A 12,913-nucleotide genomic window follows, 5' to 3' on the forward strand; every position below is an offset into this window, starting at 1 on the left:
CTGCAAAGGCCATTGGAAAATGCATAGGCACCAGGGTAGATCAGGCTACCCGCCGGACGCGGCTCAGCCTGCTTGTGAGGGTTGATCGGTTTCCTGCAAGACCTTCAGCGCTTCTTTGGACCAGTTCAACCAGCCCATCTCATACATGATCCCGGTCTTGAGGATCAGGTGCTGGATGCGGGCTTCGCGGGTCAATGTCTTATCGGCAGGAAAGTCGCGCGCTTCAATCAGGCGATAGGCCTCCAGCTTGACGGCGTGCTGGGCCATTCTGCGCTGGATCTCGGCTTCCAGGCCCAGCGGCCCGATCACGGCGTCGGCGCGCATGCGCACCATGAGTTCGTCACGCTGATCCTGGGGTTCGGCGGGTTCGCGCACCCAGCGCTCCAGTTCCTGGCGGCCGGCGTCCAGCACACGGTAGATGCGTTTGCGGGTGCGGCCTCCGTCTGGTGCGGCCTCGGACGTGATCCAGCCGGCCTTTTCCATGCGGGCCAGTTCACGGTAGATCTGCTGGTGGGTGGCGCGCCAGAAGAAGCCGATGGACTTGTCGAAACGGCGCGCGAGGTCGTAGCCTGACGACGACTTTTCCAGCAGGGACGTCATCAAGGCATGGGATAGAGACATGCGCCGAGTCTAAGGGTTGGCATTCAACTATGCAACCAGTTGCATAAACGAGAAAGTTCTCCTAATATCCGCTCCGTTCATGCAACTGGTTGCATAGTGGCCAGCTTGCCGATCCCATCGACTTCACCGAGAGAGACACCTATGAGCGCCTATCCCCACCTGCTGCAACCGCTGGACCTGGGCTTTACCACACTGCGCAATCGCGTCCTGATGGGCTCGATGCACGTGGGCCTGGAAGAAGCCAAGAATGGCTTCGAGCGCATGGCCGCTTTTTATGCCGAGCGTGCACGTGGTGGCGTGGCCCTGATGGTGACCGGTGGCATTGCCCCGAACGATGCCGGCCGCCCCTATCCCGGTGGCGCCCGCCTGGCCACGGAAGAAGAAGCCGCTCAGCACAAGGTCGTGACCGATGCCGTGCATGCAGCCGGCGGCAAGATCGCCATGCAGATCCTGCACTTCGGCCGCTATGCCTACCACCCCGGCCTGGTCGGCCCCAGCCCCATCAAGGCTCCGATCTCGCCCATGCCGCCGCGCGAGCTGACGACGGCCGAAGTCGAGCAGACCATTGAAGACTTCGCAAACTGCGCCGCCATGGCCCAGAAGGCCGGCTACGACGGCGTGGAAGTGATGGGCTCCGAGGGCTACCTGATCAACGAATTCATCGCCGCGCGCACCAACCAGCGTACCGACGAGTGGGGTGGTTCTTACGAGAACCGCATGCGCTTCCCCGTGGAGATCGTGCGCCGCGTGCGTGAACGCGTGGGCAGCAACTTCATCATCATCTACCGCCTGTCCATGCTGGACCTGGTGGAAGGTGGCTCCACGTTTGACGAAGTGGTGCAACTGGCCCAGGCAGTGGAAGCCGCTGGCGCCACGATCATTAACACGGGCATTGGCTGGCACGAAGCCCGCATCCCCACGATCGCCACCAGCGTGCCGCGCGGTGCCTTTGCCTGGGTGACCCAGAAGATGAAGGGCAAGGTCAAGATCCCGCTGATCACGACCAACCGCATCAACACGCCTGAAGTGGGCGAAAAGATCCTGGCCGATGGCTGCGCCGACATGGTTTCCATGGCGCGCCCCCTGCTGGCCGATCCTGACTTCGTCAACAAGGCGGCCGCGGGCAAGGCCGATCAGATCAACACCTGCATCGGCTGCAACCAGGCCTGCCTGGATCACACCTTCAGCGGCAAGATCACCTCCTGCCTGGTCAACCCCCGTGCCTGCCACGAGACCGAGCTGAAGATCGAACCCGCCACAGCCAGGAAGCGCATTGCCGTGGTGGGCGCAGGCCCTGCTGGCCTGGCTGCTGCCACCACCGCCGCACAACGTGGCCACGATGTGACCCTGTTCGAAGCGGCTGATGATGTGGGCGGCCAGTTCAACATCGCCAAGCAGATCCCTGGCAAGGAAGAGTTCTATGAAACCCTGCGCTACTTCCGCAACCAGATCAAGCTGACCGGCGTGAAGGCCCAGTTCAACACACGCGTGACCGCTGAAGACCTGGTCAAGGGCGAGTTCGACGAAGTGCTGCTGGCCACGGGCGTGACACCGCGTACTCCCGCCATCGATGGCGTGGACCACCCCAAGGTGCTGAGCTACCTCGACGTGCTGCGCGACAAGAAGCCCGTGGGCAAGAGCGTTGCCGTGATCGGTGCCGGTGGCATCGGCTTTGACGTGTCGGAGTTCCTGACGCACGAAGGCGACAGCCCCGCGCTGAACCTGGCCAAGTTCAATGCCGAATGGGGCATTGACTCGGAGTACAAGGACCGTGGTGGCATCAAGCAGCCGCACCTGGACAAGGCCCCTCGCCAGATCTACCTGCTGCAGCGCAAGACCAGCAAGGTGGGCGATGGCCTGGGCAAGACCACGGGCTGGATCCACCGCACCTCGCTGAAGAACCGCAACGTCGAGATGATCGCCGGGGCCAGCTACAACAAGATCGACGATGCCGGCCTGCACATCACGGTGGGCGGCAAGGACGTGGTGCTGCCGGTGGACAACGTGGTGTTGTGCGCTGGCCAGGAGCCTTTCCGTGCGCTGCAAGCAGGCCTGGAAGCCGCCGGCAAGAAGGTGACCCTGATTGGCGGTGCCGACGTGGCGGCCGAGCTGGATGCCAAGCGCGCCATCAAGCAAGGCACTGAAGTGGCCGCGGCCTTGTGATCTGGCGTTGATCAACCCTGGAGTGACACCATGAGTTCGACCTCTGTACTCAAGCCCGCTGCGGCGGCCTCGCTGGCTTTGTGGCACGAGATGGTGTCGCTGCAGGATCTGGGTAGGCTGCCCACCATCCTGCATGACGGCGCCGTGTTCCGCTCGCCCATGGCCTTCAAGCCGTATGTGAGCGCCGCTGCCGTCAACCTCATCCTCAATACCGTGTCGAAGGTCTTCACGCAGTTTGAATACCACCGCACGCTGGTGTCGGAGGATGGGCTCAACGTGGTGCTGGAGTTCAGTGCCAGCGTGGGCGACAAGTCGCTCAAGGGCATCGACATGATCCGCTTCGATGAAGAGGGCAAGATCGTGGACTTCGAAGTCATGGTCCGCCCCTTCAATGCGCTGCAGGCCCTGGGTGCCGAGATGGGTGCACGTCTGGCGGCCTATCTGCCCGCCTACAAGGCCAACCACAACCAATAAGAGAGACCGAGGAGACAAACCATGCAACTCGACACCGTCACCGTCAGCCTGGACAACCATGTCGCCGTGGTTCGCCTGAACCGCCCTGAGAAAGCCAATGCGATGAACGCCACCATGTGGCAGGACATCCGCAAGGCCTTCACGTGGATCGACGAAAACGTGGAAGCCCGCGTGGCCATCATCGAAGGCGAAGGCAAGCACTTCACCTCCGGCATCGACCTGCAGATGATGATGGGCCTGCTGCCCCAGATCAAGAACGACTGCGAAGGCCGCACCCGCGAGAACCTGCGCCGCGTCATCCTCGACATGCAGGACACGCTGACCAGCATGGAGCGTTGCCGCAAGCCTGTGCTGGCCGCCATCCACGGCGGTTGCGTGGGTGGTGGGGTGGACCTGGTCTGCTGCACCGACATGCGCTATTGCTCGGCCGATGCCTACTTCACGATCAAGGAAATCGACATCGGCATGACCGCAGACGTCGGCACCTTGCAGCGCCTGCCCAAGCTCATCGGCAACCAGGGCATCGTGCGTGAACTGGCCTACACCGGCCGCAAGGTGGATGCCGCCGAGGCGCTGTCGCTCGGCCTGGTCAACAAGGTGTACGACTCGCGTGAAGCCTTGCAGGCTGGTGTGCGCGAACTGGCCACGCAGATTGCCGCCAAGTCGCCGCTGTCCATCCGGGGCACCAAGGAAATGCTGAATTACAGCCGCGATCATTCCGTGGCCGATGGCCTGAACTACATCGCCACCTGGAACGCCGCCATGCTCATGTCCAATGACCTGACGGCCGCCATGATGGCCGGCATGAGCAAGCAAACGCCGTCGTTCAAGGACTGAGGCCGGCGCTGCGTGCGCTCAGCTCCGCGAGCGCGCGCTGTCTGATGTCTGTGGTCGATTCAGGACGCCACGCGCGTCCAGCGTCCATCGTCGCAGAGCCTTTCGATCACGCACTCCGAGGCGGGCACGGGGTCGATGGCGCCAAACCATTGCGCTACGTTGGCACCGCAGGCCTTGGCCTGTTTGTTCAGCTCGGCCCAGCGCGCCTTGCTGATGCGGGCTTCGCGTCGCAAGGCTTCGCCGCCCAGCAGGCTGCGGGGGCTGATGCCAAGTCGGTACACGCCGTTGCCCAACTGCTTCATCACCGCCAGGGTGGGCGGCTGCGCCACGCCATTGACGAGGATGGATTTGAGGGCGGATGGGTCGTGCTGCTGGTTCAGCGAGAACCAGGCTACGGGGCATTCCACGGCGGGCGTGTCAGGCGTGTCTTGCGGCAGGATGTAGCCGTTTTCCAGGATGCGAAGCAGGTGCACGCCCAGCGTGTAGTGCCAGGCGAGCAAGGTTTGGGAGGGCTGGTTCATGGGGTGTGAGGGTCACCGACCTGGCTTGACGAAGTCGGACGCGATCCAGGCTTCGGCGCTGCCGAGGTTCAACTTGAAATGGGGCGCCACGCGCACCTGGGCGATCTGATCGCCCGCCTGGTCCGTGGCGGACAGCAGCGCATACGGATCATCCTCATCGGGCACGATGTCCAGCGCGACGGTGATCGGCCCTGATGAGGTGCTGACCACCACGTTCTTGTGGAGCATGGCGTGCAGCTGCTGCTCGTGGCGGCGGATCACCTCGGAGGCGGTCTTGACCAGGGTGTTGAAGGCGCCCGTGTCCAGTGGCTTGGGGTTCTTCTTGTCGCGGCCCATGGTCCAGGGGCCCACCAGGGCGGGTTCGGGCTCGCCATCCCTGATCATCTCGACGGCCCAGCCGTCATCATCCTCGTTCTTGACGACCTTGGCCGTCCAGCCGTTGTCGCGCCACAGGCGTGCTTCGTACACGGGTTCGAATTCGGGGGCTTCAACCCTGAGTGTGTCGTTCAATCTCAACCTGCCAATCCGGCAAACACGTTCTGTACGTCTTCATTGGCGTCCATGGCCGCCAGGAAGGTTTCGACCTCTTCCAGCGCTTCGGCGCTGAGGCTGGCCGGGTCCACCGGGTTCTTGGGCTTGTAGCCCAGCTTGGCTGACAACACGGTGAAGCCTTGTGCGGGCAGGGCGCGGCTGACCAGATCCAGGTCGGTCGGGTCCGTCAGGAAGAGCGTGACACCCTCGTCACCAGGCTCCAGGTCTTGCGCACCGGCTTCGATGGCGGCCATCTCGGCATCGGCGTCAGCGCGAGCAGCTTCTGCCTCGATCATGCCGACGTGGTCGAAATCCCAGGATACCGAGCCGGATGTGCCTTGCTGCCCTTTGCGGAACAGCACGCGCATGTCCGAGGCCGTGCGGTTCACGTTGTCGGTCAGGCACTCGATCATGACGGGCACGCGGTGCGGCGCAAAACCCTCGTAGATCACGTGGTCAAAGTGCACCGCTTCGCCAGTCAGGCCGGCACCCTTCTTGATGGCGCGCTCCAGCGTGTCCTTGGGCATGGAGGCCTTGCGGGCCTGTTCTACCACCAGGCGCAGGCGCGCGTTGGCGGCCGGGTCGGCACCATTGCGCGCCGCGATCATGATTTCCTTGGCCAGCTTGCCGAACACCCTGCCTTTGATGTTGGCGGCCAGATCCTTGTGTTTTGCTTTCCACTGCGCGCCCATGGCGGGTGTCCTTTGAATGGCTGAAACGGGGTGACAGTTTAGTGGACGGCTCCAGGGGGCCCGTTCTGACACTGCGCGCACGGGTCAATCCATTGGTGTTTGCCGTCAATGACAGGGCGGCCAGAAGTGGCCACAGTTCGGCACATGAAGCTGTCATTTCTGCCTCACTCGCGTCAATCCGTGCCACCCGAACCCGGTGCGGCGCCTCGCGTTCGCCGCTTGCGCGATCTGCCGGGGCCACCACAGTGGCCGGTGGTGGGCAACGCCTTGCAGGTGCAATTGAACAAGGTGCACCAGAACGTCGAAGCGTGGGTCAAGCGCTATGGGCCGATGATCCATGTGCGCCTGGGGGGCTTTCCACTGCTGGTGGTGTCCGACCACGAGGTGATCGCCTCGCTGCTGCGTGACCGGCCGGAGGGTTTTCGCCGCCCCTCGCGCATGCAGGAGATCATGTCCGAGATGGGCATCCAGGACGGCGTGTTCGTGGCTGAAGGCGAGCACTGGGCCAAACAGCGCCGCATGGTCATGGCCAGCTTTGCGCCAGGGCAGGTGCGGGCCTACCTGCCGGCCTTGCTGAAGGTGGCGGCACGTTTGCGCCACCGTTTCGAGTTGGCTGCCGAACTGGGGCAGCCCATCGACCTGCAGGCCGATCTGATGCGCTTCACCGTGGATGCGATCTCGGGCCTGGCCTTTGGCATGGAGGTCAACACGATCGAGTCCAACGACGACGTCATCCAGCGGCATCTGGACCAGATCTTTCCGACCATCTGGCGCCGCTCGCACGCCATCGTGCGCTACTGGAAGTGGTTCAAGCTGCCTCGCGATCGGCGCCTGGACCGCAGCGTGAAAGCCGTGAACGTCGCCATACGTGGTTTCATGGCCGAGGCGCGGGTGCGATTGCAGGATCCATCCCGGCGGGCCGCTCCGCACAACCTGCTCGGAGCCATGATCGTGGCCGCCGACGAGCCTGGCAGTGGCATGAGCGACGACGATGTGGTGGGCAATGTGTTCACCATGCTGCTGGCGGGTGAGGACACCACGGCCACCAGCCTGTCGTGGATGATCTACCTGATGAGCCGCAACCCGCATACCCTGCAGCGTGCACGGCAGGAGGTGGACAGCTGCCTGGGCGATCTGAATGACTGGACGGCCGACGACCTGGGCAAGCTCGATTACCTCGAAGCCTGCATCCACGAAAGTATGCGCATCAAGCCGGTGGGCCCGTTCAACGTGGTGCAGGCGCTCAAGGACACGGTGGTCGGCGATGTGCAGATCCGCGCCGGCACATCCGTGGTCATGGTCATGCGGCATGACACCTTGAGCGATGGCACCTTCCCGCAGGCGAACCGCTTCATGCCGGAGCGCTGGCTGGATGAGGCCACACAGCTGGCGCCACACCATGCCAAGCGGGTCTCCATGCCATTTGGTGCCGGCCCGCGCATCTGCCCGGGGCGCTATCTGGCCCTGTTGGAGATCAAGCTGGTGGCGGCCATGCTGCTGCAACACTTTGACATCGTTGGTGTGGACACACCCGATGGCCAGGATGCTGATGAGCACATGGCGCTGACCATGGTGCCCGTCGGTTTGAAGATGCGCATCAGTCTGCGTACGGATTGATCAAGGGCTTGCCGACAGGCCTTCCACGCTGCGTAATCGGAAGTCCTCACCCTTGAGCCAGGTCTTCTTGAACGAGCCGCAATGGGGGCAGGGCTCGATGCGGTCGGGCGGTTGGAAGGTCTGGCCGCAATCCTGGCAGCGGGCCTGGGCTTCGACGGTGTGGATCTCGATATCGGCGCCTGCGGCCAGGGTGCCCGCCATGGCCGATGCCAGTGCCGTGCGCAAGGCCTGTTCGTCCACACAACTCAGGGTGCCGATGTCCAGCGTCAGTCGGGTGATGCGCTGGAGTTCAGTGGCGTGGCTTTCCAGCAGGCGAACGATCTCTACCGCAAGCGACAACTCATGCATGGTCGCGGCCTGTGATGGCTGGGACCACCTTGTTCAGCGCATCGTTCAGCCATTGGTGCAGCAGGGCGACGGCTTGAGGCAGGTGAGCGCGGGCCTGGGGTGACAAGGGCTCGCCCAGCTCGAAACTGTGGCCTTTCAGGCTCAGCAACTGGGCGGGTGGGGGGCGTTGCAGCAGCATGGCCTGATACAGGCCCAGCAATTGGGTGGGCGTGCAACTGTGGCTGTTCACCGCTTGCGCGGCTTGATCGGTGGGCAGTGCCTCCAGCCAGGTCAGCGACACGGCCTCATCACTTTGCATGGCCGCATCCACAAACAGGATCTGCTCGCGCTCTGACAGGTCCATCACATGCTCCACCATCAGTTGCTGGTCGGCAATCAGCTCGACGCAGGCTTGAACATCCTCAGACTGTGAGCCCAGCCATGACAAGAGCTGATCGGCCAGCATGGGGCCAAAGGCATCATCGCCCCGGCTCGGGTTGCCGACGGCCATGACCAGAATGGGCGCTTTGTTCATGGCCAGTTGCTCGCCTGGCCGGATGTGGGCAAAGCAGGGCGTTCGATCTGGCCGTCTTCGTGCTTGAGCAGCAGGTCCACGGCCTGGCCTTGTGCGTCCAGCAACTCCAGCCTCAAGGGCATCTTGCCCACCGCATGCGTGGCGCACGACAGGCAGGGATCGTACGCGCGGATCGCCACCTCGATGTGGTTGAGCAGGCCCTCGCTGAGTTCTCGCCCATCAAAGTACTGCGCGGCCACGCTGCGCACGGCCTCGTTCATGGCGGTGTTGTTGTGCGTGGTGGAGACGATCAGGTTGGCGTAGCTGATGAGGTCGTCGTCGATGCGGTAGTGGTGCATGAGCGTGCCGCGCGGGGCCTCGATCACGCCGATGCCTTCACGCAATGGCGTGCCCTTGGCCATGAGGTCGGTGCCGATGATGTCGGGGTCGTTCAGCAGGCGCTCGATGGTTTCGGCGCAGTGCAACATGTCGATCATGCGTGCCCAATGCTGTGCCAGCGAGGCGCTCACGGGCTTGCCGTGGTTCCAGGCCTTGAACTCCTCGCGCGCGGCTTCGGCGCGGGGTGTGTCCAGGTAGCTGGCATTGTTGATGCGCGCCAATGGGCCCACGCGGTACCAGCCCTGTTCCGGGCCGATGCTGCGCAGGAAGGGGAACTTCATATACGTCCAGGGCTTGACCTCTTCACCCAGCAGTTGCTGGTAGTCGCGCACGTCCACCTGGTCCTTCACGTGCACACCATGTTCATCGTTGATGCGCAGGGCGCCGTCGTACAGGTCGCCAGCACCATCCGGCCTCACCAGGGACATGAACATCGAGGGGAAGTTGGCGAAGGCACCTTGTTCAGGCTGACCCGCCAGAAACAGGTCGCGAGCGAGCACCAGTGCGCTGGCGCACCAGTCGGTGATCTGGCCGATGTCCTGCAGCATCAAGCTGCGGTCTGCGGCCGACAAGGCCTTGTTGAAGCCGCCGGGTACCGAGCCCGTGCCATGCACACGCTTGCCGGTGAGCAGCCGGATCACCTCCTGGCCGTACTTGCGAATGCGGATGCCTTGCAGGCCGAGTTCGCGCTGGTCCTGCAAGACGCCCACGATGTTGCGGTGCGCGACGGCATCGTCAAACCCGAACAGCAGATCGGGTGAGGCCAGGTGGAAGAAGTGCAGGGCGTTGGATTGCAGGACCTGGGCGTGGTGCAGCAGGCGGCGCAGCTTGTCGGCCGTGGGCGTGACCCGGCCGTTGCCGATGACGAAGGCGTCGCAGGCCTTGCTGGCCGCCAGCAGGTGGCTCACCGGGCAGATGCCGCACAGGCGTTGCACCAGGGTGGGCACCTCCCAATAGGGGCGGCCCTGGATGAAGCGCTCGAAGCCGCGAAATTCAACGATGTGCAGGCGGGCTTGTTTGACGCTTCGTTGTTCATCCAGCAGGAGCGTGACCTTGCCGTGGCCTTCCACGCGGCTCACGGGCTCGATCACCACGCGGCTCAGGCCGTTGGGGTCGGGGGCGGTTTCAAGAGGATGGGGCATGGTGGCTCGGCAATGCTGGGTGTGACGGCAAGGCAAGGCTCAATCGAAGCGGCGGATGTCGGCGGGCAGCACGGGCGGGCGGCCTTCCAGCATGGCCATGATGAGTTCACGAAAGGCCTCGGCGGGTGGCGGGCAACCTGCCAGGGTGTAGTCGATCGCCACCACTTCGTGCAAAGGCAGCACCTTCTTGAGCAAGGGGGGTAACTCGGGATCCTGCGGGACCTGCGGGTTGTGCAGATCGGCACCCAGATAGGCCTCGGCCACGAGTTCGCTCACGGGGATGCCATTGCGCAAGGCCGGTACACCACCATACATGGCGCAGGCGCCCACCGCCACCAATACCTTGCAGCGCTGGCGGAATTCATGCAGGGTCTCGACGTTCTCACGGTTGCACAGGCCACCTTCGATGAGGCCGATGTCCACGCCTTGTTCGCTCACGTGCTTGATGTCGGTGAGCGGGCTGCGGTCAAATTCGATGTGGTCGAGCAGATCAGCCAGGGCCTCGTCCACATCCAGAAAGGACATGTGGCAGCCAAAGCAGCCGGCCAGCGAACAGGTGGCGATGCGCAGCTTCTTGCTCGTCTCTTGCTGGTCGGCGCTCATCAGCTGTCCTCCGGCTTGCGGGCGATGTCGGCGTGGTCATACTGACGCTGGCCGATGGGGATGACAAAGCCGTGTCGCTTGGGCATCAAGGCGCCCACGGGGCAGATGGACACCGCACGGTCAGTGGCGGCGACCGCGCTGTCCTTGAGCATGCCGCTGGGGCTGTTGATCATCAGCTCGGTTTTGAGTCCGCGACCACCGATGGCGAACACATTCTTGCCATCCACCTCGCGGCTGGCGCGCACGCACAACTCGCACAGCACGCAGCGGCTGCGGTCCAGCAGCACATCGGGGTGGGATGCATCTACGGCGTGTTGCGGGTACTCGTGCACGAAGTGCGTGTCGTGCATGCCCAGGTGGTAACCGAGTGCCTGCAGGTGGCAGTTGCCGCTTTTTTCGCAGAAAGGGCAGTGGTGGTTGCCTTCCACGAACAGCATCTGGATCAGGCGCTGGCGATCGGCGTTGATGTCGGTGGCTTCGGATTCCACCTCCAGGCCCTCGCTGGCCGGCATGGTGCACGAGGTGACGGTGCGCCCCTTGATGCGCACGCTGCAGACCTTGCAACTGCCGATGGGGGCAAAGTCCCGGTGATGGCACAGGTGCGGGATGTAGGCGCCTGCGTCCTGCACGGCCTGCATGATGGTCTGCCCTGGCTGGAAAGGAATTTCGCGGCCATCAAGCTTGAAGGTGGGCGGCGCACTCATGTCGGGCTCGTGTGCAGGGTGAGGGCGTGCATGTCGACCACGGCGTCGTCCAGATCGAAGGCCTGTTCGTCGGGCACCAGTCTCCGGTTCACCTGGTCGGGGAAATGGGCGATCACGTCCATCAAGGGGTGGGCGGCGGTCTGGCCCAGGCCGCAGTGGCTCAGGTGGCGCATCAGCTCGGCCGTTTCCTTGAGGCGATCGATATCTCGCGCGCTGGCGTGACCGTGGACCAGGCGCTCGGCGGTCTCTACCAATTGGCCGCAGCCCACGCGGCAGGGCGTGCAGAAACCGCAGGATTCATGGGCGAAGAAACGGGTGTACTGGCGGGCCGTGTCCAGCATGTCGCGTGTCTGGTTGAACACCGTGAAGGCGCCGCCAGTGGGCAGGTCTTCAAAGCTGATCTGGCGCTGCAGTTGTGAGGCGTCAATCAGCTTGCCGGAGGGGCCGCCCACCAGCACGGCCTGCACGTCAAGCGCACCGCAGTCGCGCAAGACCTCGGCCACGGTCACGCCCCAGGGCACTTCATACAGGCCGGGCCGGGCGACGTCGCCCGCCACGCTGAGGATGCGGGTACCGCAGGAGGCGCTGGTGCCTTGCGCCTTGAACCAGTCCGCCCCGTGCAGGGCAATCTGGGCCACTTGCACGAAGGTCTCGACGTTGTTGTTCACGGTGGGCAAGCCCAGGTAGCCGCGGTCAACCGGGAAGGGCGGGCGGGTGCGAGGGATGCCGCGCTTGCCCTCTACCGATTCGATCAGGGCGGTCTCTTCGCCGCACACATAGGCGCCTGCACCCATGTGCAACTCGACATCGAAGCGCTGCCCGGTGCCCAGTACATCGGCCCCAAGCAGCCCTTGCACGCGCCGGGCTTGCAGCACCTCATGCAAATGGGGCTCGATGAATTCGTACTCGCCCCGCACATACAGAAAGCCCTGCTCCGCACCCACCGTCAAGGCGGCCAGCGTCATGCCTTCGATCACCTCATGGGCCCATTGCATCAGGAGCATCCGGTCCTTGAAGGTGCCGGGTTCGCCTTCATCGGCATTGCAGGTGATGGCGCGCGGGCCAGGTGCCTGGCGGCAGGCTGCCCACTTCTGCCAGGTGGCAAAACCCGCGCCGCCTCGGCCGCGCAGGCCTGCTTCGCGCAGCGTACCGAGCAAGGCATCCGGGCCGATGGCCTTCAGGCGCGCCAGGGCCTGCCCGGGGGCAATCGGGTGGCTGAGGGTGAGCTGGTGTCGCCAGACGGGGTTGTTGACTTCGAAGAAGTCGGCGGGCCATTGGTCCAGCGGTGAGCCGGCCAGGATCAGATCGGCGACCTCATCGGCGCGGCGCATGGTCAGGCGCGTCAAGGGGCGGCCATTGACGAGGCCGGCTGGGCCCTGGTCACACAGGCCGGTGCACGACGTACGGTGGAGCGAGACCAGACCGTCAGGTCGAGTTTCTTCCATGGTGACGCCAAGGCGCTGGCAGAGCTGAAGCAGCACGGCTTCGCTGCCCAGCATGCGGTCCGTGACGCTGTCGCTCAGGTAGAGCGTGTAGCGGCCACGGGGCTCGAAACTCAGGAAATGGTAGAAGCTCACCACGCTGCGCACGGCGGCGTAGCTCAGGCCCCATTGCTGCACCAGCGTGGTGATGGCACTGGCGGGCACGTGCTGAAACCGCGACTGAATCTGCCGCAGCACCTGCAGCAAGGCCCCAGGGCCTGCCTGGTAGCGTTGGAGGATGTCGCTGATGTCGTCGCGGGAGTCCATGCTTCAGAGTATCGAGTTCA

The 12,913-nt window shown here is 64.0% G+C and carries 14 protein-coding genes; 4 read left to right on the forward strand and 10 right to left on the reverse strand.

Annotated features, from left to right (window positions below; all coding sequences use genetic code 11):
- Positions 1 to 63 precede the first annotated feature (63 nt).
- Positions 64 to 621, reverse strand: coding sequence for a PadR family transcriptional regulator (locus tag HY836_RS15305; protein ID WP_290677562.1), 558 nt, complete (start codon positions 619 to 621; stop codon positions 64 to 66).
- 141 nt (positions 622 to 762) lie between these two features.
- On the opposite strand from HY836_RS15305, the gene HY836_RS15310 reads away from it, so the two are divergent.
- The 3 genes from HY836_RS15310 to HY836_RS15320 are packed head-to-tail and all read left to right on the forward strand — an operon-like array spanning position 763 to position 4,095.
- Positions 763 to 2,784, forward strand: coding sequence for an FAD-dependent oxidoreductase (locus HY836_RS15310; RefSeq protein ID WP_290677564.1), 2,022 nt, complete (start codon positions 763 to 765; stop codon positions 2,782 to 2,784).
- A gap of 30 nt (positions 2,785 to 2,814) precedes the next feature.
- Positions 2,815 to 3,258 carry a nuclear transport factor 2 family protein gene (locus tag HY836_RS15315; RefSeq protein ID WP_290677566.1) on the forward strand — a complete coding sequence of 148 codons (444 nt, stop codon included), beginning with the start codon at positions 2,815 to 2,817 and terminating at the stop codon, positions 3,256 to 3,258.
- A 21-nt stretch (positions 3,259 to 3,279) separates the two neighbouring features.
- The gene (locus HY836_RS15320; protein WP_290677568.1) at positions 3,280 to 4,095 is read left to right on the forward strand and encodes a crotonase/enoyl-CoA hydratase family protein; all 816 of its coding nucleotides are present in this window, start codon (positions 3,280 to 3,282) and stop codon (positions 4,093 to 4,095) included.
- A 59-nt stretch (positions 4,096 to 4,154) separates the two neighbouring features.
- Here the strand turns inward: HY836_RS15320 and HY836_RS15325 are convergent, their stop codons facing one another.
- The 3 genes from HY836_RS15325 to HY836_RS15335 are packed head-to-tail and all read right to left on the reverse strand — an operon-like array spanning position 4,155 to position 5,839.
- The gene (locus tag HY836_RS15325) at positions 4,155 to 4,616 is read right to left on the reverse strand and encodes a hypothetical protein (protein ID WP_290677570.1); all 462 of its coding nucleotides are present in this window, start codon (positions 4,614 to 4,616) and stop codon (positions 4,155 to 4,157) included.
- A gap of 12 nt (positions 4,617 to 4,628) precedes the next feature.
- Entirely contained in the window at positions 4,629 to 5,126 is a 498-nt protein-coding gene (locus tag HY836_RS15330; protein WP_290677572.1) for a hypothetical protein, read from the reverse strand.
- Positions 5,127 to 5,128: 2 nt separating this feature from the next.
- Positions 5,129 to 5,839, reverse strand: coding sequence for a YebC/PmpR family DNA-binding transcriptional regulator (locus tag HY836_RS15335; protein WP_290677575.1), 711 nt, complete (start codon positions 5,837 to 5,839; stop codon positions 5,129 to 5,131).
- A 144-nt stretch (positions 5,840 to 5,983) separates the two neighbouring features.
- Between HY836_RS15335 and HY836_RS15340 the strand changes: the two genes are divergently transcribed.
- The gene (locus HY836_RS15340; RefSeq protein WP_290677578.1) at positions 5,984 to 7,456 is read left to right on the forward strand and encodes a cytochrome P450; all 1,473 of its coding nucleotides are present in this window, start codon (positions 5,984 to 5,986) and stop codon (positions 7,454 to 7,456) included.
- Here HY836_RS15340 and hypA read toward each other — a convergent pair whose 3' ends face one another.
- From hypA to HY836_RS15370, 6 genes are read right to left on the reverse strand one after another with little or no spacing between them, the layout of a single operon-like run.
- The gene (gene hypA / locus HY836_RS15345) at positions 7,457 to 7,804 is read right to left on the reverse strand and encodes a hydrogenase maturation nickel metallochaperone HypA (protein ID WP_290677581.1); all 348 of its coding nucleotides are present in this window, start codon (positions 7,802 to 7,804) and stop codon (positions 7,457 to 7,459) included.
- The gene (locus HY836_RS15350; protein WP_290677584.1) at positions 7,797 to 8,318 is read right to left on the reverse strand and encodes a hydrogenase maturation protease; all 522 of its coding nucleotides are present in this window, start codon (positions 8,316 to 8,318) and stop codon (positions 7,797 to 7,799) included. Before HY836_RS15350 ends, hypA begins: the two co-directional genes overlap by 8 nt.
- Positions 8,315 to 9,838 (reverse strand): Ni/Fe hydrogenase subunit alpha, encoded by a 1,524-nt coding sequence (locus HY836_RS15355; protein WP_290677587.1) that lies wholly within the window; start codon positions 9,836 to 9,838, stop codon positions 8,315 to 8,317. The genes HY836_RS15350 and HY836_RS15355 overlap by 4 nt, the downstream gene beginning before the upstream one ends.
- A gap of 39 nt (positions 9,839 to 9,877) precedes the next feature.
- On the reverse strand, positions 9,878 to 10,441 hold the full coding sequence (locus HY836_RS15360; protein WP_290677590.1) for an NADP oxidoreductase: 564 nt from the start codon (positions 10,439 to 10,441) through the stop codon (positions 9,878 to 9,880).
- A complete protein-coding gene (locus HY836_RS15365; RefSeq protein WP_290677593.1) occupies positions 10,441 to 11,145 on the reverse strand; it encodes a 2Fe-2S iron-sulfur cluster-binding protein in 705 nt (234 codons plus the stop codon). The genes HY836_RS15360 and HY836_RS15365 overlap by 1 nt, the downstream gene beginning before the upstream one ends.
- Positions 11,142 to 12,893, reverse strand: coding sequence for an NAD(P)H-dependent oxidoreductase subunit E (locus HY836_RS15370; protein ID WP_290677596.1), 1,752 nt, complete (start codon positions 12,891 to 12,893; stop codon positions 11,142 to 11,144). Before HY836_RS15370 ends, HY836_RS15365 begins: the two co-directional genes overlap by 4 nt.
- Positions 12,894 to 12,913 lie beyond the last annotated feature (20 nt).

This window comes from Aquabacterium sp., assembly GCF_016234775.1.
Classification (GTDB): domain Bacteria; phylum Pseudomonadota; class Gammaproteobacteria; order Burkholderiales; family Burkholderiaceae_C; genus Aquabacterium.

Excerpts from the sequence above, each read along its gene's own strand:
- HY836_RS15365 (WP_290677593.1), bottom strand. The coding sequence starts at position 11,145 with ATGAGTGCGCCGCCCACCTTCAAGCTTGATGGCCGCGAAATTCCTTTC.
- HY836_RS15315 (WP_290677566.1), top strand. The coding sequence starts at position 2,815 with ATGAGTTCGACCTCTGTACTCAAGCCCGCTGCGGCGGCCTCGCTGGCT.
- HY836_RS15340 (WP_290677578.1), top strand. The coding sequence starts at position 5,984 with ATGAAGCTGTCATTTCTGCCTCACTCGCGTCAATCCGTGCCACCCGAA.
- hypA (WP_290677581.1), bottom strand. The coding sequence starts at position 7,804 with ATGCATGAGTTGTCGCTTGCGGTAGAGATCGTTCGCCTGCTGGAAAGC.
- HY836_RS15370 (WP_290677596.1), bottom strand. The coding sequence starts at position 12,893 with ATGGACTCCCGCGACGACATCAGCGACATCCTCCAACGCTACCAGGCA.
- HY836_RS15360 (WP_290677590.1), bottom strand. The coding sequence starts at position 10,441 with ATGAGCGCCGACCAGCAAGAGACGAGCAAGAAGCTGCGCATCGCCACC.
- HY836_RS15320 (WP_290677568.1), top strand. The coding sequence starts at position 3,280 with ATGCAACTCGACACCGTCACCGTCAGCCTGGACAACCATGTCGCCGTG.
- HY836_RS15325 (WP_290677570.1), bottom strand. The coding sequence starts at position 4,616 with ATGAACCAGCCCTCCCAAACCTTGCTCGCCTGGCACTACACGCTGGGC.
- HY836_RS15310 (WP_290677564.1), top strand. The coding sequence starts at position 763 with ATGAGCGCCTATCCCCACCTGCTGCAACCGCTGGACCTGGGCTTTACC.
- HY836_RS15335 (WP_290677575.1), bottom strand. The coding sequence starts at position 5,839 with ATGGGCGCGCAGTGGAAAGCAAAACACAAGGATCTGGCCGCCAACATC.
- HY836_RS15355 (WP_290677587.1), bottom strand. The coding sequence starts at position 9,838 with ATGCCCCATCCTCTTGAAACCGCCCCCGACCCCAACGGCCTGAGCCGC.
- HY836_RS15350 (WP_290677584.1), bottom strand. The coding sequence starts at position 8,318 with ATGAACAAAGCGCCCATTCTGGTCATGGCCGTCGGCAACCCGAGCCGG.
- HY836_RS15305 (WP_290677562.1), bottom strand. The coding sequence starts at position 621 with ATGTCTCTATCCCATGCCTTGATGACGTCCCTGCTGGAAAAGTCGTCG.